Annotated in this window: 24 protein-coding genes; 12 read left to right on the forward strand and 12 right to left on the reverse strand. The window is 61.1% G+C overall.

Translation table 11 applies throughout. The features are described from left to right. Window positions 1–9 precede the first annotated feature (9 nt). Complete coding sequence (locus RLW41_RS01915; protein ID WP_414463247.1) at window positions 10–591, reverse strand: glutathione peroxidase; 582 nt, start codon at window positions 589–591, stop codon at window positions 10–12. A 199-nt stretch (window positions 592–790) separates the two neighbouring features. Here RLW41_RS01915 and RLW41_RS01920 point away from each other — a divergent pair, with 199 nt between their 5' ends. The 11 genes from RLW41_RS01920 (at window position 791) to RLW41_RS01970 (ending at window position 10,044) form a co-directional block, all read left to right on the forward strand. Then, window positions 791–1,069, forward strand: coding sequence for a hypothetical protein (locus tag RLW41_RS01920; RefSeq protein WP_414463248.1), 279 nt, complete (start codon window positions 791–793; stop codon window positions 1,067–1,069). Between the two features lie 235 nt (window positions 1,070–1,304). Beyond that, window positions 1,305–2,390, forward strand: a complete 1,086-nt coding sequence (locus RLW41_RS01925) for an HlyD family secretion protein (protein WP_409560634.1) — start codon at window positions 1,305–1,307, stop codon at window positions 2,388–2,390. Between the two features lie 250 nt (window positions 2,391–2,640). Beyond that, window positions 2,641–2,856, forward strand: coding sequence for a hypothetical protein (locus tag RLW41_RS01930; RefSeq protein WP_013948558.1), 216 nt, complete (start codon window positions 2,641–2,643; stop codon window positions 2,854–2,856). Window positions 2,857–2,878: 22 nt separating this feature from the next. After that, a complete protein-coding gene (locus tag RLW41_RS01935; RefSeq protein ID WP_414463249.1) occupies window positions 2,879–3,298 on the forward strand; it encodes a hypothetical protein in 420 nt (139 codons plus the stop codon). 138 nt (window positions 3,299–3,436) lie between these two features. After that, window positions 3,437–3,976, forward strand: coding sequence for a hypothetical protein (locus RLW41_RS01940; protein ID WP_414463250.1), 540 nt, complete (start codon window positions 3,437–3,439; stop codon window positions 3,974–3,976). 108 nt (window positions 3,977–4,084) lie between these two features. Continuing rightward, window positions 4,085–5,299: an ABC transporter permease gene (locus RLW41_RS01945; protein WP_414463251.1), complete on the forward strand. Its 1,215-nt coding sequence runs from the start codon at window positions 4,085–4,087 to the stop codon at window positions 5,297–5,299. Window positions 5,300–5,321: 22 nt separating this feature from the next. Next, window positions 5,322–6,062, forward strand: coding sequence for an ABC transporter ATP-binding protein (locus tag RLW41_RS01950; protein WP_013948562.1), 741 nt, complete (start codon window positions 5,322–5,324; stop codon window positions 6,060–6,062). Between the two features lie 190 nt (window positions 6,063–6,252). After that, window positions 6,253–7,104, forward strand: coding sequence for an enoyl-ACP reductase FabI (fabI, locus tag RLW41_RS01955; protein ID WP_013948563.1), 852 nt, complete (start codon window positions 6,253–6,255; stop codon window positions 7,102–7,104). After that, on the forward strand, window positions 7,101–7,718 hold the full coding sequence (locus RLW41_RS01960; RefSeq protein WP_414463252.1) for a histidine phosphatase family protein: 618 nt from the start codon (window positions 7,101–7,103) through the stop codon (window positions 7,716–7,718). The genes fabI and RLW41_RS01960 overlap by 4 nt, the downstream gene beginning before the upstream one ends. Before the next feature lie 516 nt (window positions 7,719–8,234). Beyond that, on the forward strand, window positions 8,235–9,323 hold the full coding sequence (gene aroC / locus RLW41_RS01965; protein ID WP_414463253.1) for a chorismate synthase: 1,089 nt from the start codon (window positions 8,235–8,237) through the stop codon (window positions 9,321–9,323). Window positions 9,324–9,357: 34 nt separating this feature from the next. Next, complete coding sequence (locus tag RLW41_RS01970; protein ID WP_414464641.1) at window positions 9,358–10,044, forward strand: NAD-dependent deacylase; 687 nt, start codon at window positions 9,358–9,360, stop codon at window positions 10,042–10,044. On the opposite strand, the gene RLW41_RS01975 is transcribed toward RLW41_RS01970, so the two are convergent. The 9 genes from RLW41_RS01975 to RLW41_RS02015 all read right to left on the reverse strand — a co-directional run bounded on the left by RLW41_RS01975 (window position 10,041) and on the right by RLW41_RS02015 (window position 19,383). Further along, window positions 10,041–11,270 carry a class I SAM-dependent RNA methyltransferase gene (locus RLW41_RS01975; protein WP_409560641.1) on the reverse strand — a complete coding sequence of 410 codons (1,230 nt, stop codon included), beginning with the start codon at window positions 11,268–11,270 and terminating at the stop codon, window positions 10,041–10,043. The genes RLW41_RS01970 and RLW41_RS01975 overlap by 4 nt on opposite strands. Next, window positions 11,263–11,994, reverse strand: coding sequence for a TlyA family RNA methyltransferase (locus RLW41_RS01980; protein WP_414464642.1), 732 nt, complete (start codon window positions 11,992–11,994; stop codon window positions 11,263–11,265). Before RLW41_RS01980 ends, RLW41_RS01975 begins: the two co-directional genes overlap by 8 nt. 27 nt (window positions 11,995–12,021) lie before the next feature. Continuing rightward, the gene (locus RLW41_RS01985; RefSeq protein WP_414463254.1) at window positions 12,022–12,390 is read right to left on the reverse strand and encodes a DoxX family protein; all 369 of its coding nucleotides are present in this window, start codon (window positions 12,388–12,390) and stop codon (window positions 12,022–12,024) included. A gap of 46 nt (window positions 12,391–12,436) precedes the next feature. Next, window positions 12,437–14,344, reverse strand: coding sequence for a 1-deoxy-D-xylulose-5-phosphate synthase (gene dxs / locus RLW41_RS01990; RefSeq protein WP_414463255.1), 1,908 nt, complete (start codon window positions 14,342–14,344; stop codon window positions 12,437–12,439). Window positions 14,345–14,539: 195 nt separating this feature from the next. After that, entirely contained in the window at window positions 14,540–14,824 is a 285-nt protein-coding gene (locus tag RLW41_RS01995; protein WP_414463256.1) for an exodeoxyribonuclease VII small subunit, read from the reverse strand. Between the two features lie 49 nt (window positions 14,825–14,873). Next, window positions 14,874–15,818, reverse strand: a complete 945-nt coding sequence (locus RLW41_RS02000) for a histone deacetylase family protein (RefSeq protein ID WP_414463257.1) — start codon at window positions 15,816–15,818, stop codon at window positions 14,874–14,876. 25 nt (window positions 15,819–15,843) lie between these two features. Continuing rightward, a complete protein-coding gene (locus tag RLW41_RS02005) occupies window positions 15,844–16,728 on the reverse strand; it encodes an SDR family oxidoreductase (protein ID WP_414463258.1) in 885 nt (294 codons plus the stop codon). A gap of 115 nt (window positions 16,729–16,843) precedes the next feature. Further along, window positions 16,844–17,617 carry a crotonase/enoyl-CoA hydratase family protein gene (locus RLW41_RS02010; protein ID WP_414463259.1) on the reverse strand — a complete coding sequence of 258 codons (774 nt, stop codon included), beginning with the start codon at window positions 17,615–17,617 and terminating at the stop codon, window positions 16,844–16,846. Next, window positions 17,614–19,383, reverse strand: coding sequence for an acyl-CoA dehydrogenase (locus RLW41_RS02015; RefSeq protein WP_414463260.1), 1,770 nt, complete (start codon window positions 19,381–19,383; stop codon window positions 17,614–17,616). Before RLW41_RS02015 ends, RLW41_RS02010 begins: the two co-directional genes overlap by 4 nt. Before the next feature lie 81 nt (window positions 19,384–19,464). On the opposite strand from RLW41_RS02015, the gene RLW41_RS02020 reads away from it, so the two are divergent. Next, window positions 19,465–20,433 carry an L-threonylcarbamoyladenylate synthase gene (locus RLW41_RS02020; RefSeq protein WP_414463261.1) on the forward strand — a complete coding sequence of 323 codons (969 nt, stop codon included), beginning with the start codon at window positions 19,465–19,467 and terminating at the stop codon, window positions 20,431–20,433. Here RLW41_RS02020 and RLW41_RS02025 read toward each other — a convergent pair. Both RLW41_RS02025 and RLW41_RS02030 read right to left on the reverse strand, forming a co-directional pair. Then, entirely contained in the window at window positions 20,430–20,618 is a 189-nt protein-coding gene (locus RLW41_RS02025; protein WP_409560650.1) for a hypothetical protein, read from the reverse strand. The two genes, RLW41_RS02020 and RLW41_RS02025, sit on opposite strands and share 4 nt — an antisense overlap. Window positions 20,619–20,740: 122 nt before the next feature. Continuing rightward, entirely contained in the window at window positions 20,741–22,564 is a 1,824-nt protein-coding gene (locus RLW41_RS02030; RefSeq protein WP_414463262.1) for a Clp protease, read from the reverse strand. Window positions 22,565–22,576: the final 12 nt, after the last annotated feature.

The following is a 22,576-nucleotide window of genomic DNA, read 5'->3' on the forward strand; positions in this document are numbered from 1 at the left end:
GTAGCGCCGCTAGGTGACGGCCGGGACAGGCTCTGAGAGGGTCTTTTCGATCCAAGAGACCATTTCAGGAGAGGTCGGAGACAATTTCGTCGAAAATGATCTGACGAGCTGACCGTCGCGGCCGACAAGGTACTTGTGAAAATTCCACGTCGGCACGCCGCTGGGCCCCATGGCGTTTGCGGCCCATTTATAGAACGGATGCGCCTCAGGGCCGATGACGGGATGCTTCGACGCAATCGGAAACGTGACGCCGAACACGCCTTGGCAGAATGACTGGATTTCACCGTCAGCGTGCGGTTCCTGCTCGCCGAAATCATTCGAAGGCACCGCGATGACCACTAAGCCGTCATCCTCGTAGCGCTTCCAAAGCTCCTGCAATTGGGCGTATTGCTTGGTAAAGCCGCAGAACGAGGCTGAATTGACAATCAGAAGCGGTTTGCCGCGCCAGTCCGAGAGTTTCATCGGCCCGCCATCTATGCTTTTGAACTCAAAGTCGTAGGCTGACCCCTCCACTTGGTTGCTGGGCGCCGTACTTTTGTTCGCGGTCATCATCGAAAAGATATTGACGCCTGTATTCCAGAGCTTTCGCACCTTTCACCTCGTGCCTGCAGGGCGCTGTCACAGCGATGTTGCGGGGGGGTTCCTTATAGTAGTCCAGGACTTGGCAGGTTCAAGGCCGGACCGCCATAACTGCTGTTCCGCCCGGGACAGCGACGCGCACCGCCCTCCCGTAGCTTAGCCTCCAGTGAATGACACCAGCGCGAACGCGCACCACGAGGAGGACTTCGATATGTCGGCATTCAACAGCACACGTCAGGTTGCAGTGGCTTTCGCCATTCTGGCAGCGACGTTCGGCGCCAGCGTTTCGGCCGCGAACGCGGCGGGCAGCGCCAAGGAGTTCTTCGTGCAGGACTATCAGTTCTCGAAGCCGATGCACGGCTTTTCCGGCTATTCGAACAACTACTACTGCGATTATCAGCGGCTACCGAACCGCAAGTGCACGATCAACGCGAACGGCACGGAAAGCTGCCGGATCGTAGGCTGGACGCTACGTGAGATGTGCCAGTAAGCACCTCGTTTCCTCGCAAACCTCTTCCTCCATTTTGAAGCTCCGGCAACGCACCGGAGCTTTTCTTTTTTGATGCCTCCTTCCAAATGATCTGCCAGGAGATCGTCTTTCTTCGTCGCAATTTGCATGTGTTCCGATCGAAACAGCGAACCTGATGCACAGAGACTATTGCTGCTCATGACCTTTCGCCGCGACGGCGCGGCTTCGAAGGTTGGCCCTTAAGGAGGACAACGACATGAGCACCGAAGAAACCTATCGCCCCCGACGCGGCGGCTTTCTCGTAAAAACCTTTTTCTTTCTCGTCGCAGTAAGCGCCGGAGCGTTTGGCGCCATCGCCGTGACGAACAGCGATTTGCTAAATGCAAAGGCGGGCGGCGATGACGTCATCAAGGCGGACAATGATAGCGCACCGCAGATCGACTGGGTGGCCGCAGCACCTGGCCGTGTCGAGCCGAAATCCGGCATCATTCGCGTCGGCGCACAGCTCGTCGGACGCATCGCCGAAGTGAACGTGAAACGGAACGACAAGGTCGAGGAAGGCGAGCTTCTGATCCGTCTCGATGATGAAGAAGCCCGCGCTCGTCTGCAAGCCGCCGAGACGGAAGCTGCATCCCGCAAGCGCGAACGCGATGCGCAGCCGCTCGATAAGGCGCGCGACGATCTTCGCACCGCAGAGGACAACGTTTTCGATGCCGAACGGGCGCTGACGAATGCACGCTTCGGGCTCGAATACGAACTACAGGCCGAGCGCCAAGGTACTGGTAGCGCGGCGCGTGTTGCCGACGCACGCGACGATCTGGCGAAAGCGAAGTCCAAGCTGCAGAAAGAGCGTTCTTCGTACGCCAAAGCCCAGTCGAAACCGGATATCCCGGCTCCGAACCGCCTTGAATCGGCACTGCAGGCTGCACGCTCGGATGTCGCTGTTGCGGAAGCCATGCTTGAAAAAACGCGCATCCGTGCACCTGTTGCGGGCACCGTTCTGCAGCTCTCTGCAAAAGTCGGCGAGATGGCGTCGCCCTCTCCTGAGCAATCGCTGGTCATGCTCGGCGATATGTCGGTCGTGCGGCTGAAGGCCGAGGTTGACGAAATCGACGTCTCGAAGATCAAGACCGGCGGCAAGGTCACCGTGAAGAGCAACGCCTACCCCGGCAAAGAATTCGATGGCACCGTCGCCGAGCTTGCTCCGACTTTGACCTCGCCGCAGTTCTCGCTGCGCGGTGCACGCCGCCCAACCGATGTTGAAGTGCTCGAAGTCACCATCGATCTCGCGGGCAATCCGCCGCTGCTGCCGGGAATGCGGGCGGACGCCTTCTTCAAGTAGCGGTTTTCGAAAGACCTGCGGCGGCTCGCTTCCTCCTTAGTGAAGGCGCCGCAGGTCCCCGATGGCGGGGAGGTGTGGGAAACGGGAATGCGGTCCCGTTCAGCACGCCTCCCCGCCGCGTTTCGCTTTGACCTACTCTGCACCTCGAAAAAATAATCTGCCTACATCCTGTTTCACCCGGAACAGCGGAAAACATGGGTTTTTCGCATCATCTCTGCATCGACCCCACCGACTGATCGAGGAGAGACAGATGTACGGAGAGATCAAGAAATTCCGCGCCGATCTCGGCGTCGGCATCATTCGCGGCGAGGATGGACGCAGCTTCCGTTTCGCAGGCGGAGACATCCGCAATGGCATCGAAAAACTCGAAGGCCATGAAGTTCATTTCGAACTCGGCGAACGCAAAGCGCGCGACATCATAGTGCTTGCGGGCTCGCCATGGACAGCATTCGGAAACGTCCTTTGATCGGCCTTCGGGAGAACCAGCCATGCGAGCCCATTTCGATTTATCCGATGTGCCGGTCGTCGAGGCTTCCGACCTTGCATTTGTCATCGACCTTCTTCGCGAACGCGGTCAGGGATTGGCGCTGCTGCGCGGCCTGCGAGAAGACGAGATCCGGGAGGTCGAGGATGAGATCTGGGTGGCGTTCGATGATGCGCGCAAGGGCGCGGCCCGGCTCGCCGTCGCGCTGCGCTTCCGGGCGCTGCTAACCGCCTTCTCCGGCCGGCGCCTCAAAGCGCTGTTTCTGGAGCGCGGCTTTCGGTTGCTCGCGCTTGCTGCTCAGGACGCCGCGGCGCGCCCACTGAACGTCCGGTTTGGGTTCAATACGCAGCAGATGCTGCTCGCGCTGGACGCCTCGGCAGCACGACCGCGGCAGAGTTCCCATACCCTGCCTCTCGCTGCATAAAGCAACACGCTGAAATAAAAGCAATTTCCTGGTCTTCGGCCGTGTTCCTGCCGGAACAGCGACCACGCAGCCGGCGAGGCATTGTTGCGACATGGCCGGCGCGACCGGCCAGCAAGAAACCATCGTCAGGAGGCTACCATGTCCAAGATCACCTTTGCTCTCGCCGCGACGCTGCTGGCAGGGACGACGATGACAAGCGCCGCGAACGCAGATGCGGTCAGGGTCGGTTTTGGCTTTCCGCTCGGTTCGTTCGTCGCGCATTCGAACGAGACTTACAGTGGCCGCGATTATCAGCGCGTCGAGCGACCACGCTCCGCCCGTCGCGAAGTCAAGGAGAGCGCCCCTCGCAAAATCGTAAAGGTCAAGCGTCCCGCGCAATCCGACGTTGCCGAGACCGCCATCAAGCCGCCCGCGACAGCAACCGTGCAACCAGTAAAGCTCGAAGGCAGGCTGCCAGCCGATACCGTGACGACTGCCGCGGTAGAAAAGACGGCCGCCGCTACCACGACGGGGGCGATTGCATCAACCAAACCGGAAACGTCAGTGAACGGCGGAAAGGTCGCTTCGGATACTCGTGCTTCATCTGCGAAATCGGATACCGAGACGGCAGCAACCACACACATCTGCCGGCGCTATTCGCCGGCCATCGCGGCGCTGATCGACGTTCCCTGCGACTAAGCCTGACACCAACACCGGGCGGCAGGCTGAAAGCTCTGTGCCCCGCGAAACAGCCAACCGCAACGCCATCGTTCAAAGTCTGACCAACGCCCAAGGAGGGAGCAGGTCATGGAACTCGCCGCAACAGCACCAGTCATCATGCGTAAGCCGTTAGCAGCCGCACGGGAAAAACGCCCAAGCGCATTTCGCGTGCCGATGGTCGTGAAGCTCGCTTATCGCAATCTTTTTCATGATCGCCTAAGCTTCTTCGTGACCGTCGTCGGCATTCTGTTTTCGGTTGTGCTGGTCGCGGTCCAATCCGGCATCTATCTCGGATCGGCAAACAAGATCGCGACGATCATCGACGCGGCACCGGCCGATCTTTGGATCGTGCCGCTCGGCACCAAGAGCTACGACGATCCCTCGTTTCTCGCTGGCCGCGAACGCTATCTGGCGCTCTCGGCACCCGGCGTTGAAAATTCGGAAGACATGCTGGTTTCATTCGCCCGCTGGCGCAAACCGCGAGGCGGCGAAACGACGGTCCAGCTAATTGGAACGTCAGGTGACAGCCCAAAGGCGTTGCCTGCGAACATCATCGAAGGCAGCCGCGCAGCGCTCGAAGCTCCGAATACGGTGGCGATCGATCGCAGCTACTTCAACGATCTGGGCGTCAACAGGCTCGGCGAGCACGCCGAACTCAACGGCGCGGCGGTCAAGCTTGTGGCGATCACCAAGCGCGTGCGTTCGTTCACGACGCTGCCGTTCGTCTTCACGTCCATCGACGAAGCGCGTCAGCTGTCCGGCGCCAACCAGGACCAGGCGAGCTACCAGCGCGTCACACTGCTGCCCGGCGCCGATCTCGAAACGGTGCGTAAGGAAATCGCAGCGCGCCTTCCAGACACGGAAGTTTTGACACAGGCGGAGTTCCGCACCCGCAGCCAGGACTATTGGTTGAAGCAGACCGGCGCGGGTGCCGCCCTCGATGCGGGTAAGCTCTTGGGCCTGATCGTCGGCATTGTCATTGTCGCGCAGACGCTTTATTCGAGCACGAAAGATCATATCAACGAGTTCGCCACTCTGCGCGCCTTGGGGGCCGGTGCGGGCTACATCGTCAAGGTGATTCTCATTCAAGCCGTGCTTTCAGGGCTGATCGGCTATGTGCTGGGTATGGGACTGGCGCTGACCGCCATTCATTTTGCGCAGGACACCAAGCTCACAATCATCATGACTGCGCCACTTGCCGCCCAACTTTTCGCAATAACGATCGGCATGTGCATCTTCGCCGCCATAAGCGCCATCATCAAGGTCGTCCGCATCGACCCGGCCGTCGTGTTCAGCCGCTAACCGAATTCCAGGGAGACTTAACATGACCGAGCCAAACAACAGCAAAGTCATCGTCGAAGCGGAAGGCATCGTGAAGGTGCTGGGCGCGGGAGCCGGCGAAAACAAGGTTTTGAAAGGCGTCGACCTTCAGCTGCATACCGGCGAGCTGACGCTGATGATGGGGCCGTCCGGATCCGGTAAGACCACCCTGCTCTCGATCCTCGGCTGCATCCTGTCACCCACACAGGGCAAGCTGTCGATCTCCGGCATGGATACGCGGAACATGAACAAGGAGCAGCTTGCCAATCTGCGGCGCAAGCATGTCGGCTTCGTGTTCCAGTCCTATAATCTCGTGCCGACGCTCTCGGCCGTCGAAAATGTCATGCTGGCGTTGGACCTGCGCGACCTCAACGGTCCCGACGCGCGCCGCCAGGCGGTCGAAGCGCTCGAAGCGGTTGGCCTTGGCCACCGCATCAACGCCATGCCGGCCAAAATGTCGGGCGGAGAGAAGCAGCGCGTTTCGATTGCCAGAGCGCTCGCCGGTTCCCCCTCGGTCATTCTGGCCGACGAACCGACGGCGGCGCTCGATGCCCAGAACGGCATGGCCGTCATGGAATTGCTGGCAGCCGTGGCACAGGATACCGGGCGGGCCGTTTTGGCCGTTACCCACGACCACCGGACGCTGCAATACGCCGATCGTATCATCACCATCGACGACGGCCGGATTGCAGGGTCTGAGCGGCCAAAGGTTGCAAATGCCCCCGTTCGGGTGGCGGTGGGATAACCCCCGCCAAAAAGGCTGTAATGACGGCCTTTTCGGGCGCACGCATGGACGGGCTAGTCCTTAATGGCCGTCCCTCGGGCCAATGGCCGCGCACGCTCCCTCTCCGGGCATCTGGACCGGAAGGGGCATTTGTGTAGGATGCGCCCAAACTCACCAATCCCAAATTGGAATAACTAAGGAAATAGCGCCCATGGCGGGGCCTCAAGCGAACACGTCCATTTCCCCAGGCACTTTGATGGCCGGAAAACGGGGGCTCATCATGGGCGTCGCAAACAATCGATCGATCGCCTGGGGCATCGCGAAAGCCTGCGCGGCCCAGGGCGCAGAAATTGCCCTCACCTATCAAGGGGATGCGCTGAAGAAGCGGGTCGAGCCGCTAGCGGCGGAGCTTGGCGCCAAGTCGGTTCTCCACTGCGATGTGACCGATGCGGCCTCGATGGACAGCGTTTTCGCGTCTCTCGAAAAGAGCTGGGGCAGCCTGGATTTTCTCGTCCATGCCATCGCCTACTCGGACAAAAACGAGCTCGACGGCCGGTACGTCGATACGACGGAGAAAAACTTCACGCAGAGCCTGATGATCTCCTGCTATTCGTTCACAGCCCTCGCCCAGCGCGCCGAGAAGCTGATGCCGAACGGTGGTTCACTGATCACGCTCAGCTACTACGGCGCCGAAAAGGTAATGCCGCACTATAACGTGATGGGCGTTGCCAAGGCCGCGCTCGAGGCGAGCGTGCGGTATCTGGCGTCCGACCTCGGCCGCAACGGCATCCGCGTCAACGCGATCTCGGCCGGCCCGATCAAGACGCTGGCTGCTTCGGGCATCGCGGATTTCCGCTATATCCTGAAGTGGAACGAGTATAACTCGGCACTCCGCCGCAACGTCACGATCGACGACGTCGGCAACGCCGGGCTCTATCTGCTTTCGGATCTGTCGCGCGGCGTGACCGGTGAGATTCATCACGTCGATAGCGGCTATCACGTGCAGGGCATGAAGAACGAGGAAGCGCCCGACATTTCGGTCGTCAAGAGCGACGAAGCGTGAGTGGTGGGGCGGCAACGACCGCGTCGTTGAAGCCCGGACTCACGCTCTATCTCATTCGCCACGGCGAGACGGACTGGAACCGGGAGTCGCGCTACCAAGGGCAGCGCGACATTCCCTTGAACGATACCGGCAGGGCACAGGCGCGTCGCCACGGCGGCGTGCTGAAAACGCTGATGCCGGCAATCGCCGAATTCGATTTCGTCGCCAGCCCGCTGCAACGCGCCATCGAGACGATGCGGTTGATCCGAGAAGGCCTTGGCCTCGACCCGGACGGCTTTCGCATTATGCCGGACATTGCTGAACTCAGCTACGGACAGTGGGAAGGCGAACTCGCGGGCGAGTTGCCGCTTAAAGATCCCGAGGGCGTCGCCGCCAAAGCGGCCGACCCATACGGCTGGCGGCCGCGCAATGGAGAGAGTTACCGCGACCTCGAAGGCCGGGTTTCGAAATGGCTCGGAACCCTAAATCAGAACACGGTTGCCGTCGGACATGGCGGCGTCAGCCGCGTCGCGCGCGGCGCTCTGCTCGGAATCGACAGAACTCTCGTGCCATTCCTTGAAGTGCCCCAGGATAAGATTTTGAAGCTCGCCGACGCCAAGATGCGGTGGCTGTGAGGGCTGTAATGCCATCAGAGCAAAAGAGCCGGAGATGCGGCTCTCCGGCTCTTCGGCACTCGATAAGGAGTGCATGCTGAAAGCCCCCTCGACCCGGGGCTCAATCCGAGAGGAATGGGCTTTTATGAGCCGACAGAGACGTTCGCCCTGGAATGGATGAGACATGGCATACGGCGCAGTCGTTCGAATGAGCGACCTGTCCGTACCGCCTTCGCAACATGCGATCCTGCGATGCGCCGCGGGCTGCTTTCGGGCAGCGGATGCGGGCTCGGCCGAGTTGCCGGTCAAATACGGACTCACACCTGCCTCGTCCCATCGTCAGGGCGACGGAACTGCCGACGAACGCAGTACTTCGTCGAGTTAATCTGCGTCGCGGAAGGTTGTCACGCGGCTTTGGCCGCGATGCGCTCTTGCCGCCACCCCGCCAGCCACCTAAGAAGAGCGGTGACGCAGCCCGGCAACAATCGTTGCAGAGCCATCCAGCGCCCATCCGGCCAATTCCGCATATTTCAGGCAATGTCTCACAACACTTTCGGACATCTGTTTCGCGTGACGACCTGGGGCGAAAGCCACGGCCCGGCTATCGGCGCCGTCGTCGACGGCTGCCCGCCGGGCATCGCGCTCGAAGCCAGTGAGATCCAGGCCTATCTGGATAAGCGCAAGCCCGGCCAGTCGCGCTTCACGACCCAACGGCAGGAGGCCGACTCCGTCAAAATCCTGTCGGGTGTATTCGCCGATGCTGCGGGCAAACAGGTGACGACTGGAACGCCCATCGCGCTCGAAATCGAAAATACCGATCAGCGCTCGAAGGACTACGGCGAGATCAAGGACAAGTTCCGTCCTGGCCACGCCGACTTCACCTACGACGCCAAGTACGGCATTCGCGACTATCGCGGCGGCGGGCGGTCGTCGGCGCGCGAAACGGCGTCGCGTGTGGCCGCTGGCGCCGTAGCGCGGAAGGTCATCCCTGGCGTCAAGATTCGCGGCGCGCTGGTGCAAATCGGGCAGATCAAAATCGATCGCGGCAACTGGGATTGGGACGAGGTCGGCAACAATCCGTTCTTCTCTCCGGATAAGCAGGCGGCAGAGCACTGGGCCGACTATCTCGACCAGGTGCGTAAGGCCGGTTCGTCCGTCGGGGCCATTATCGAAGTTGTAGCGGAAGGCGTGCCGGCAGGCTGGGGCGCGCCGCTCTACGGCAAGCTCGATCAGGACCTCGCCAGCGCGATGATGTCGATCAACGCCGTCAAGGGCGTCGAGATCGGCGAAGGCATGGCAGCTGCCGAGCTAACGGGCGAGCAGAATGCGGACGAAATCCGCATCGGCAACGACGGTGCACCGGATTTCCTGTCGAACCACGCGGGCGGGATTCTTGGCGGCATTTCGACCGGTCAACCGATCGTCTGCCGTTTCGCGGTTAAGCCGACATCTTCGATTTTAACGCCGCGCCGGACGATTGACCGTCAAGGCCATGAGACGGAGCTCATCACAAAGGGTCGCCACGATCCGTGCGTCGGCATTCGCGCCGTACCGGTGGGCGAAGCGATGATGGCGATTGTGCTCGCGGACCATTTCCTGCGGCATCGCGGCCAAATCGGCGGGTAATTTCGAGGGCCGACCCATCGCGCAGCATCCAAAGATCGTCATTTTGACTGGCGCGGGACTGTCGGCCGAAAGCGGCGTCCCGACGTTTCGTGATCCAAACGGCATGTGGGCGAAATACGATTGGCGCGACGTCGCCACGCCCGACGGTTTTCAACGCGATCCGGCACTCGTGCTGAATTTCTATAATGCGCGGCGGCGCGCTCATCACGGCATCAAGCCAAATGCTGCGCACATCGCTTTGGCGCGTCTCGAAGCCGAGCATGGCGGCGTGACCGTCGTTACGCAGAATATCGATGCCCTGCATGAAGCCGCCGGATCGAGTTCCCTCATTCATATGCACGGCGAGCTGTTCAAGGCGCTGTGCACGTTCTGCAAGCATCGGGTCCCGTGGCAGGGCGATTTGCTGGTCGATACGTCGTGCCCCTATTGCGGGCTGCCGGGCGGAATGCGGCCGGACGTCGTCTGGTTTGGCGAGATGCCCTATCAGATGGGGCGGATCACGGGGCTTCTTGGAGAGGCTGATCTTTTCCTGTCGATTGGCACTAGCGGGCACGTCTATCCGGCGGCCGGGTTCGTGGCGGAAGCGCGTGAGCACGGCGCGCGCACGGTGGAGCTCAACCTCGAACTGTCGGAGGGTGCGAGCCAATTCGACGAAGCCATCTACGGTCATGCGACCGAGATCGTTCCGGCCTTCGTCGATCGTATTCTGGCCGGCCGCTAACGGCGAAAGACCGCGACGACCTCAACGTGTGTGGAATAAATGAACTGATCAACCGGCGTAACGGATTCAATCTTATAGCCGCCATCCACAAGATGGCGCGCGTCGCGTGCGAGCGTCGCGGGATTGCAGGACACCGCAATAACAGTCTTCACCTTTGAGCGCGCCAAGCGCTGCGACTGCGCTTCGGCCCCGGCACGTGGCGGATCGAAAACGATAGCATCGTGCTCATTGAGCTCCAGCGGCGATAGCGGATCGCGGAAGAGATCACGAACAACGGCGCTAATTGGCTTTAGCCCAGATGTTTTTTTTGCGCCGTCGCCCAGTGCCGTCACCGCGGCCTTGCTGCCGTCGAACGCGGAGACGCGGGCCTTCGCTGCTATCGGAAACGTGAAGGCGCCGAGGCCGCAGAAGAGATCGGCAACCTTTTTCGTCTTTCCGAGCGCAGCGACGATGCGGTGAGCAATTTCGATCTCGGCGGCTTCAACGGCTTGAACGAATACGGCCGGTGGCAACGGAACTTCCACGGAGCTGAATGACAGGAAGGGGGGTAGCGTTTCGACGACGACATCGCCGGCCACGACGAGACGTGCGAGTCCCATCGCGCTCGCCGCGGACGCAAGTCCGGTTCGGATTTCCGGCGACAGTTTGCGTTCCGTGCCATCGACTTCGACATCCAGGCCAGACCTCGTGAGCGTGATCGTGACGCGCGCCTCACCGCGTTTCGGCAGCAGCGGCGCGATCAGTTTTCCTACAGCCGGCAATGCCGCAACGATCTTCGGTTCAAGCACCGGACATTCTTCGATGGCCACGAGATCGTGAGAGGCGGCCTCGTGGAAGCCAAGCTCGACGCCAAACTGCGAACGGATCGCCTTGAGCGCCGCACGGCGACGGCGCCCGGCGGTGCGCTGCAATTGATCGACCTCGGGTTCGAGGCCGCGCGCTTGAAAGGCGTTGACGACGAGATCGCGTTTCCATGCCGCGTAACTGTCCGACGCCAAATGCTGCACGCTGCAACCGCCGCATTTGCCGAAATGTTTGCAGACCGGAGCGATGCGTTCGGCGCTCGGTTCGAGCACACGCAGGAGGCGCCCGCGCTCGCCTTCGACTTCGGCTTCGATGCGTTCTCGCGGCAGCGCGAACGGTACGAAGACCATCCGGCCATCGACTTCGGCGATGCCATCGCCTTGCGCGCCGAGACGACTGATGACGAATTCACGCTCAGCCATCGTAGCGCGCTCCGAGCAGGAACTCGGCGTTGCCGGAGCCACCGAGAATGGGCGATGGCATATCGCCAACGACCGTCCAGCCTGGCTGCGCGGCGAACCATTCGCGGACGCTGGTCAGCGCGCCCAGACGCGCGGCTTCATCGCGTACGATGCCGCCGCTGCCGACGTTGTCGCGGCCGACTTCGAACTGCGGCGTTACGAGGATCACAGCCCAAGCTCCACGTGAAGCGAACGGCAAAACAGTGCCCAAAACCTTCGTGACGGATATGAAGCTGACATCGACCACGACGGCGGAAACGCTCTCTGTTATTTCGTTTGGCGTCAGCGCACGTGCATCGATATTTTCGAGTGAAACGACGCGTAGATCATCTTTCAAGCGCGCGTGCAGCTGACTGGTGCCGACGTCGACGGCATAAACGCGCCGTGCCCCCCGTTCCAGAAGCACCTCGGTGAAGCCCCCGGTCGAAGCGCCGATATCGAGCGCAGTGCGCCCCGTCGGATCGAACCCGAAATGTGCAAGCGCTGCTGCCAGTTTTTCTGCGCCGCGCGAAACATAACCCGGCGCTTCCGCTGCAACAGCGACGGCGAGATCGCCTTTCAGGTCGTAGGCTGGCTTGTTGCACACGGTGCCACCAACCGAGACGAACCCGCGCTTTATCAGGTCCTGAGCGCGGGCGCGCGACGGCGCGAGACCGCGGGTCACCAGCATCTGATCGAGGCGCATCACTGGGCCATCAGTCAAACGCCAGCGTCAGTCAGGCCGGATGGCGTAACGGCCTGAGCCGTTCGCGAACAGGAGAAGGAAGCCACCTGCCATGCAGACGTTCTTCATGAAGTTCGTCATCTGGGCTTGGTCGGCGAAGTTGCTGTGAAACACAGCGGCGGCTGCCAAGCAAAACGCGGCGAGCGCCAGACCGGCGTAGCGAGAGAAGACGCCAAGCAGCACGGCAAGGCCGCCGACGACCTCGAGCGCGATAACGAGTGGGAGCAGGTTGCCCGGCAGACCGTGCGATTCCATGTAGGCCTGGGTCTGCGCGTAGCCGGATACCTTGTTGATCCCTGCCGTGACGAAAATAGCAGACAGAAGTACCCGTGCGGCCAAGCTGACGAGCGCGTGCATGTTTGTTCTCCCGAACGGCGAGCTGGTTAACGCGCAGATGTGCGCGTCATGCCCGCTCGCTTAGCATGTCTGCGCGGCCAAGGGCAGCAAAGACCGTCTCGACGATGCCTGAGGCATTAAGCCGTGCGGCTTCGTACATGGCTTCGGGTTTGCCATGGTCGATGAAGACATCGGGCAAAACTTTGGGACGGACGCGAAGGCCGCGATCCAGCAAGCCCTCGTTCGAGAGAAACTGCAGAACGTGGCTGCCGAAGCCGCCGATGGAACCTTCTTCTACGGTCACCAGGACTTCGTGATTGGTCGCGAGGTCGCGAATGAGGCCCTCGTCCAGCGGTTTTGCAAAGCGTGCGTCGGCGACGGTCGTGGACAGGCCGAAGCTCGCGAGCTGATCGGCCGCCTTCAGACACTCCGCGAGCCGGGTGCCAAGTGAAAGCAACGCGACCTTCGAGCCTTGCCGCACGATACGGCCCTTGCCGATTTCGAGCGGAATGCCTTCGGCCGGAAGCTCTACGCCGACGCCCTCGCCGCGCGGATAGCGCAGCGCGCTCGGGCGATCGTCGATCTGTGCCTGGGTCGCGACCATGTGGACGAGTTCGGCTTCGTCGGCCGCCGCCATGATGACGAAATCCGGCAGGCAAGCGAGATAGGCAACGTCGAACGATCCCGCATGCGTTGCGCCATCAGCTCCGACAAGTCCGGCGCGGTCGATGGCGAAGCGGACGGGCAGCTTCTGAATGGCTACATCATGCACGACCTGATCGTAGGCGCGCTGCAGGAAGGTCGAGTAGATTGCCGTGAAAGGCTTATAACCCTCCGCCGCGAGTCCCGCCGCGAACGTGACGGCATGCTGCTCAGCGATGCCGACATCGAACGTGCGATCGGGAAATTCCTTGCCAAAATAGTCAAGCCCCGTACCGGACGGCATCGCGGCGGTAATTGCGACAACGCGCTTATCCTTTCGCGCTTCAGCAATCAGGCTATCGGCGAACACCTTCGTGTAGCTCGGCGCATTCGGCTTCGGCTTGTCCTGTGCGCCCGTCACAACGTTGAACTTATTCACGCCGTGATATTTATCCGGCGACGCTTCGGCTGGTGCGTAGCCCTTGCCCTTCTGCGTGACGACGTGGACGAGGATCGGCCCCTGCTCAAGATCACGGACGTTCTTCAGAACGGGCAGAAGCTGCTCGAAGTTGTGACCGTCGATTGGGCCGACGTAATAAAAGCCGAGTTCTTCGAACCAAGCCCCGCCCTGCCACAGATGACGCGTATATTCTTCAACGCGCGCGGCGCGGCGCTCCCACGCTTTCGGCAGCATTTTGGCGAGCTGCTTTGCGTAGTCGCGAAGGTGAACGTAAGTACCGCTCGACGTCACACGTGCGAGATAAGCCGAGAGCGCGCCCGTCGGCGGCGCAATCGACATATCGTTGTCGTTAAGGACGACGATCAAGCGTTCGTTGCGAGCACCGGCATTGTTGATCGCTTCATAGGCCATGCCTGCGCTCATCGCGCCATCACCGATGACGGCGATGACGTTGTTCGATTTGCCGGTCAGGTCGCGCGCAACGGCCATGCCGAGCGCTGCGGAAATGGATGTGGACGAGTGCCCGGCGCCGAACGGATCGTAGACGCTCTCCTCGCGATTGGTGAACCCCGCCAAACCGCCGGGCTGGCGCAAGGTGCGAATCCGGTCGCGGCGGCCGGTCAAAATTTTATGGGGATAAGCCTGATGGCCGACGTCCCAGATCAGACGATCGTCCGGTGTGTTGAAGACCCAGTGCAACGCCACCGTCAGCTCGATGACGCCAAGGCCCGCGCCAAGATGGCCGCCCGTTACCGAAACGGCGTCAATCATCTCGTCGCGAAGCTCGGCCGCAAGCCGAGGCAGCTGATCTTCCGACAACTGACGCAATTCGTGCGGCGTCGCAATTTTATCGAGTAATGGTGTCTTGCTCACAATAAAACCTTGATGCGGCGATCGGCATTAGACCTAAAGCGCCCGAGACAGGCCGTGCGAAAGGGACGCTAGCATGCCTTTGGGCTATCTTCGATCCCCCAAAGAGCGCTGCTATGGACCGGATGTAATGCGCCCGCGTGCCGCAGACGTTTAAAAAACCAGTTGACGGCCGAACCGCCAAAGCGGAATGACGCCTCAAAATGGCGCATCGCCGTTCTTGTCGAGTGGGGCAGTGCCTGACGGCGTGCCGTCAGCGCCGAGCGTCAACTTTTCGACCTTGGCCTCGGCTGCTTTCAGCAGTCTGTCGCAATGATCGCGCAATGCTTCGCCGCGCTCATAAATTTCAATGCTTTCTTCAAGCTCGACGTCGCCGCGTTCAAGCTTGCCGACAATGACCTCCAGCTCCTTCAAGGCGCGTTCGAAGGTCATCTCCTTGATGTCAGCAAAGCTTTTTGCCGGAGCCGGTGTGGTCGTCGTCATAATCGTCCTGCTTTCGTGGCGCAAACGGGCGGATGTACCGAAATTCCGCTCAGACGTCTGCGTCCAGCAATGCCTTTACGTGGGCGGCGGTCGATAGGGCAAGCCCCTTCAGATCGTACCCGCCTTCGAGCATCGACACGATTCGCCCTTTTGCATGGCGCCGCGCCATCTCTGCGAGCGCTTCAGTCGCCCAGCGAAAATCCTCCTCGACAAGTTCGAGCCCGGCAAGCGGATCGCGCTGATGCGCATCGAAGCCTGCAGAGATCAGCAGCACATCGGGGCTGAAATTGTGGAGAGGCGTCAGAATGCGGCTGCGGAACGCCTCTTCGAATGCCTCGCGCCCGTCGCCGGAGCGCAGCGGCGCGTTGAATATATTGCCGACGCCGGTCTCGTTCAATGCACCCGTACCGGGGAAGAGCGGCATCTGATGCGTCGAGCCGTAGAACAGGTCTTTATCGGACCAGAAAATTTCCTGCGTACCGTTGCCGTGGTGGACGTCGAAATCGACGACGGCGACACGCTCGGCGCCGTACTTCGCGCGAGCATAATGCGCTGCGATCGCGATGTTATTGAAAAAACAGAAGCCCATCGCGCGATTGCTCTCGGCGTGATGGCCGGGCGGACGGACCTGACAGAAGGCGTTCGTGACTTTGCCTTCCATGACGAGATCGACGGCATCGAGACCGGCGCCGACGGCGCGGCGCGCGGCCTCCCAGGTGCCGGCAGACGCGACGGTATCGGAATCGACATGGCGCGCCCCGCCATCAATATGCTCGATAGCGGCTGTCACGTTAGCGAGGTGCGCTGGCCCGTGCGTCATTGCGATATAGGTTTTGTCATCCTCACGCAGCGGCGCGTCGCGATGAAAAAGCTCGTTGAAGACTGCAGCAGAAAGCGCCTTGTCGATCGCCCGCATCCGGTCCGGCCGCTCGGGATGATGCTCGCCGGTATCGTGTTCCAGAAAAGCCGGATGGGTGATCAGGACCGTCGTCATTTATCGCGAGGGTGGCTCTGAAGCGTTATGAGGTCAATTCCGAAAGTCGCGCGATCTGCACGCCAGGCGGCGGTTTGCTGTCTGCAGGAACAAAGAAGTCCGGCGCCAGCGGCACCGACTTGTCGATGCGATAGGATCCAAAGTCTGTGACGCCGCCCACATCATAAAGAAACGTATCGTCGATCAGAAAGTTTCCGGTGAATGTCTTCGCCGGTTGGTTAAAAACAAGGTGGGCCGCGTCGGCCACGATTTCTGGCGTCCGGCTCATGCGCATTAGCTTATCGCCGCCTAGAATATTCTGCACGGCAGCCGTAGCAATGGTCGTACGCGGCCAGAGAGCATTGACGGCAATGCCATTGGGCTTCAATTCGTCGGCGAGACCGAGCACGCAAAGGCTCATACCGTACTTGGCAATCGAATACGCGACGTGGCCCGAGAACCATTTGGGATGCATATCGAGCGGCGGCGACAATGCGAGAATGTGTGGATTCTCGGCGCGCTTCAGATGCGGCAGGCAGATCTTCGAGGTCAGAAACGTTCCGCGCGTGTTCACTGCGAACATCAGATCGAACCGCTTAAGCTCGGTCTTTTCAATCGGCGTCAGCGATATGGCGCTGGCGTTATTGACGCAAATGTCGATGCCGCCGAAACGTTCAACCGTTAGCGCGACGGCGCGTTCGACATCCCCTTCGTTGCGAATATCGCATTCGAGCGCGAGCGCCGAGCCGCCCTCCGCTTCGATCTCTTTTGCGGCCGAATGAATCGTACCTTCGAGCTTGGGATTGGGGTCGACCGTCTTGGCCGCGATGGCAATGTTGGCGCCGTCGCGGGCCGCTCTTTTCGCGATGGCCAATCCGATACCGCGGCTCGCGCCCGTAATGAAGAGAGTCTTGCCCTTGAGTGCCGCCATGCCACTGCTCTCATTCCGACGCCAGACTGGGGGTAGCCTAATCTCTTGGCGGACCCTAGGTAAGGGGTGACTTCGATTGCTTAAACAGTAAAGACTGAGGCTCGGGATTTCCGAATTATACGGGTTTGCGGAAATTCGGCGGGCGTTTCTCGAAAAAGGCCGTGAAAGCTTCGACGGCTTCCGGCGAGCGCAGGCGTTCGCGGAAGGCCGCAACCTCTTCGTCCATGCGGGCAAGAATTATCTCCGGGTCGCCACGCATCAGGCGGCGCGCAACGGCTAGCGCTTCCGGCGGTTTGGCGGAGAGCCGCTTGGCGGCGGCGAGCGCGGTGGCTTCAAGATCGCTTGCAGGCACGATGGCGTTGACGAAACCGGCAGCGAGCGCATCGTCGGCTGACAACGGATCGCCGAGCGCCAACATGGCGAAGGCCCGCGTGTAGCCCATGCGGGCCGGCATCAGCAGGCTTGAGGCGGCTTCAGGCACCACACCGAGATCAAGAAACGGAGTGGCGAACGTGGCGTCCGGCGCGGCGTAAACAAGGTCACAGTGAAAAAGCAGTGTCGTTCCAATGCCGATGGCGTTGCCGTCGACCGCCGCGATCAGCGGTTTCTTGATGAGCGGCAGCAAGCGAATGAAACGCACGACATTCTTGTCGAGGCCACCGGTGCCGCGTGCTGTGGCAAGAAAGTCGCCGATGTCATTGCCGGCCGTAAACACGCCGCCCGAGCCGGTGAGAATGTGCGCGGCAATCGTATCGTCCGCGTCTCCCGCTTCGATGGCATCGGCTAGCGCGCCGTACATGGCAGCGGTCAGCGCGTTTTTCTTCTCAGGTCGAGCGATGCGGAGAATCTGGACGGGGCCATCGCGCCAGATTGCGATTTCTGCTGTCATGCGAACACCGCTCCATGCGCATCGACCAGCACGGCATCTGCGCCGTGTTGCACGGCATCAGACAGACCGCGGGCTTCGGTCAGAATATTTTCGGCGAAGAACCGCGCGATTACGATGTAGGGCGATGCAGCGTCTTTCGCGAGGGCACCCTTCGCGAGGTATGTGCCGCCAGTGACGAGGCTCATGAGCCGCAGATAGGGCGTCGCCGACGCCAGCGCCTTTTCTTGATTACCGGGAAGCATTTGCGCCATCCAGAGGGTGGCCGTTTGAAGCGCACTCAAGCCTTCCATCAAGCGTTCCGTCATGTGACCGAACTCGCCGCGTTTTGCAGCGCGCACGGCGGCGATAATGGCGCCGAGTTCACCGAGCAGGCTCGTCATCGCAGAGCCGCCGTCGAGCGTCAGCTTGCGCGTGACGAGGTCGATGGCCTGGATGCCGTTCGTGCCTTCGTAGATCGGCAGGATTCGCGCATCACGCAGGAATTGCGCAGCCCCCGTCTCTTCGACGAAGCCCATGCCGCCATGCACTTGAACGCCGAGAGAAGCAACCTCGTTGGCAATATCGGTAGAGAAGGCTTTTGCGAGCGGCGTCAGCAGAGCGGCGCGATTGCGGGCTGCGACACGTTCTTTTTCAACTGTCGCGCGATGGGCGACGTCGAGTTCCTTGGCCGTCGCGTAACAGAGCATGCGGGCGGCCTGCGTCAGAGATTTCATCGTCAGCAGCATGCGGCGCACGTCGGCGTGCTCGATGATCGGGCTCATGCTGCCGGGGTCTTTGGCCGCGAAACTTTTGCCCTGAAGACGTTCCTTGGCGTAGGTGACTGCATGCTGCGTCGCGCTTTCCGCAACGCCCACGCCTTGCGCGCCGACACCGAGCCGGGCGGCGTTCATCATCACGAACATGTTTGCCAGGCCGCGGTTTTCTTCGCCGACCAGATATCCGATCGCACCGCCGTTCTCGCCGAACTTCATTACACAGGTCGGGCTCGCCATGATGCCGAGCTTATGTTCGACACCGGCACAGATGACGTCGTTGCGCTCGCCGAGCGAGCCGTCGTCACCCACAAGAAACTTAGGGACGAGAAACAGCGAGATGCCGCGCGTTCCGGCCGGCGCATCCGGCAGCCGCGCTAGGACGAGATGGATGATGTTCTCAGCCATCCCATGCTCACCCCAGGTGATGAAAATCTTCGTGCCGGTGATACGGTATGTTCCATCGCCTTGCGGCACTGCACGCGTCGAGAGCGGGCTCAGATCGGAGCCCGCGTGCGGCTCGGTCAGGTTCATTGTGCCGGTCCATTCGCCCGCCACCATTTTGGGGAGATATTTCGCTTTCAGAGCCTCGCTGCCGCCCGCTTCGATGGCATGAATGGCACCCTGCGTCAGAAGCGGGCAGAGACCGAAAGACACATTCGCAGCGTTCCAAATTTCGCCGACAGGTGTGGCAGCGATTTCGGGCAAATCCTGGCCGCCGTATGCCTCCGAGCATGGCAGCGTGCTCCAGCCGCCCGCGACGAACGCCTGATAGGCCTCGGCGAAGCCCGGAGGGGTTGTCACCTTTCCGTCAATGAGCTTGGAGCCGATACGGTCGCCTATTGCGTTCAAAGGTGCTAGGACCTCGGCGCCGAAATTTCCTGCCTCTTGGATGACGGCGATTATCGTCTCGCGGTCAAGCCCCGGATAGAGGCCGCGAGCGCCCATATCGCTGAGGCCCGCCACCGTCTCGAGGGCAAAGACAATGTCGTCTAGGGGAGCCTGATAGGTCATGGATCGTCTCTCGGTGCCGTTCGGTTTTGCATCAGGACACTAAGCCGAACGAAAGTACAAGCAAACCAGGTGACATACCAAATGCTGGGCAGGATCGTACCCGCCAACAAAGAATGGATTGCCGAAGCCGGACAAATGATCCGAGCGGGTGCGCTCGTCGCATTTCCGACTGAAACCGTCTACGGACTCGGTGCCGACGCGACCAATGGTGAAGCGGTCGCTCGCATTTTCGAAGCCAAGGGCCGGCCGATTTTCAATCCGCTTATCGTACATGTTCTCGGACTGGAGCAGGCACTCATCATCGGCGTGCTTTCGCCTGCTGCGCGTCGTCTGATAGAGGCGTTCTGGCCCGGTCCTTTGACGCTCGTGGTGCCGCGCACCGAGACGACGGACGTCAGTCAGCTCGTCTCGGCAGGACTTCCGACCGTTGCACTGCGGTCTCCTGATCATCCGGTTGCACGCGCGCTTCTCGCGGAAGCCCATCGTCCGCTGGCGGCCCCGTCCGCCAATCGCTCGGGGCACGTCAGCGCGACACGCGCCGAGCATGTTGCGGCCGACATCGGCGGCAAGGCCGCGCTCATTCTTGATGACGGCCCGACGAAACTCGGGCTCGAGTCAACGGTGGTCAGTCTTGTCGACGGTGCACCGGTGCTGTTGCGTCCCGGCGCCATCCCCGCGGAAGCAATCGAAGAAGTTATCGGAGAGCGCCTGCTACGGCGCGAAGAAGCAGGCGATCATCTCACGTCACCGGGGCAGCTTGCGAGCCACTATGCGCCACGCGCGCGTTTGCGTCTGAATGCCTATGAGTGGAAACCGAGCGAAGCAGTGATGGCGTTCGGTGCGATCTCGGAGCACCCGGCACGCGCCTTCGTCAACATCAGCGAGGGCGGCGACTTGATCGAGGCGGCGGCAAATCTTTTTGCGACGCTGCGTACGCTCGATGCCTCCGGGGCGGACTCCATCGCGGTGACGCCTATTCCTCAGAAGGGCCTCGGCGAAGCTATCAACGACCGGTTGCGGCGGGCGGCAGCGCCTCGTGAGCAGCCCTAGAGGCTGCTGACCATCACAACGATCTTATTGACGAGCGGTGCGAGGATCGGGCTTTGCGCCACGAACCCGTTGAATGCGTCCTGCACCGACCCCAAAGCATGCACGATGGAGGGAATGGCAGCGTAGATGCCGCCATATAGCAATGCCGTGCTGATTCCGTTCGTGATCAGGTACCGACGCAACATTCCTGCTCCCCAAACAAAGCCGGTTAACGCTTCGTTAATGAGAGCACGCGGGTGCCGCCAGGCTCAAGGCCTTTAATCAAAGCATGGTGAATACGTGTTCCAGAATGGGACGAAGGATGCTGTTAGGCCTTCGTTTGCTCGACGACCTTGAGGCGATGCTGATCCGTCTCGATTTTCGCCTTCGTCGAGGGCCAGCTGGCGCTGATCCAATCGTCGGTGCCGAACAGCCAGTACATGAACCGATGACGGCGATGATACCGCTCGATGATGAACTTGTTCATCTGGTCCATGTGCGTGTTCAACGCGCTCAGGGTCTCAGCCGGAAGCGCGGTATCGCGGTCGATCTCACCGAGCCGGTTCATGATGGCCGCGACGTCGCTTGCGGAATCGGTGCGCCATTGATCCATCGCGCCGGCGAGCGTGTGCTGGTTCTGATTGACCTTGAGAAGCGCTTCATGAACCTCGGTGAGGTCCTGCGTGTAGGCTTGATGCTTAGCCGCGGCCGTTTCGATCTCGGCAGCGATCGCGCTTTCGGCACCCTTCACCCGTTCCGACAGATTGGTGAGAAGCTCGGTCAGCGAGCCTGAGTGCGTATCCACCTTGCCGGAAAGGCCGTCGAACTTTTCCGATAGACCGGCGACGTTCCCCGTCAGGCTTTCAAGGTTTCCTGCAAGGCTCGCGACGTTGCCCGACAGGCCTTCGATGTTGCCCCACAGTCCGTGGATGCGGTCGATGCCGCCGATGATTTCATCGGTTCGTCCATCGCCCGTCGGCGTCGCGAGGACTTGGCCGACGCCGTCTTCGAGGCGGGACAGGCGATCGCCCAATTCGACGAAGCCGCTCTGATGGCTACCGAGGACCGCCTCTTCGATGATGTCGAGGCGATCGCTGATTGGCTTCAAATCAACGGCCTGACGAATGTCTTCGAGCGCGGTGCCGCCTTCTGTCTGGATAGGGCGTTGCTTTATCGCCTCTTCCAGTTCCTGCAGCCGCGTCGAAAGCACCGACCACGACTGCGACATCTCCTGAAGGCGAAGCTCAAGCGCGGCTTCGATGTCGCCGAGTTTTGCGACGAGCCCCGACGTGTCAACGGCGGCGACGGGACCGGCGGCGCCCCCTTCGCGAAACGCAGATTCGAGCGAGCCGATCCGGTCGATCAGCAGTGCGTGGGTGCGGCCCTGATCGTCTTGGTGGGCGACGGTATCGCGCGCGAAGTCCCGTACAAGGCTCGCGATGGCGTGCCGCTCGTTGGAGAGATCCTGCCCCAGCGCCCGCACAGCTTGTTCGAGCGATTCAATGCGAGAATTCTGCAGCGCATCTGTTTGAGTGCCGAGATATTCGTTGCGATAAAGGGGACGCCCGTAATCGACCGCATAACGCGGTGGCGCCGCATAGCGGGGCTCAGGGCGCGTCAGCGGCGGCAATGGTTCGGCGCGCGCGACAAAGCGCAAAAGCAGTTCCGAGGCGCCGAATTCGCCGCGGTGATCGAAGAGGACTTGTAAAAGGTCGTCGACCGATACCGCCGTGTTGCGACGTGCTGCGAGCGCAACTGAAAACTTCAGCACTTCCGCCAAATCTTCCGAGCGGCGCGGGGAAACCGGGCCACTTCCCGGCATCGCCGGAATATCGCCCGCGATGATCGCCGCCGTCTCGCGTTTCAGGGCGACGACGCGGATGCCATGTGTTTCTAGGGCTGCCGCAGAGGCATCAAGGCGCGTCATGGCATTCAAGAGATGTTCGACGCGAACCTCTCCGGCGCGATGCGCTGCGGCGATGTCATAGGCTTGATTGAAGCAGGCAAGAACGGTGTCATCGACCAGCACAGGACCGGCAAGAAGCGACCCGCGCTTACCGTTCGACAGTGCCGCATCGGCCGGCAGAATGACCTCGCTTGGTGTCCAGGTCTGCGACGTCCTGAGATCGAGATCCTCGCCGTGATACGCCATGTCGTCGTCTCC

Source organism: Hyphomicrobium sp. DY-1 (assembly GCF_047497105.1).
Classification (GTDB): domain Bacteria; phylum Pseudomonadota; class Alphaproteobacteria; order Rhizobiales; family Hyphomicrobiaceae; genus Hyphomicrobium_B.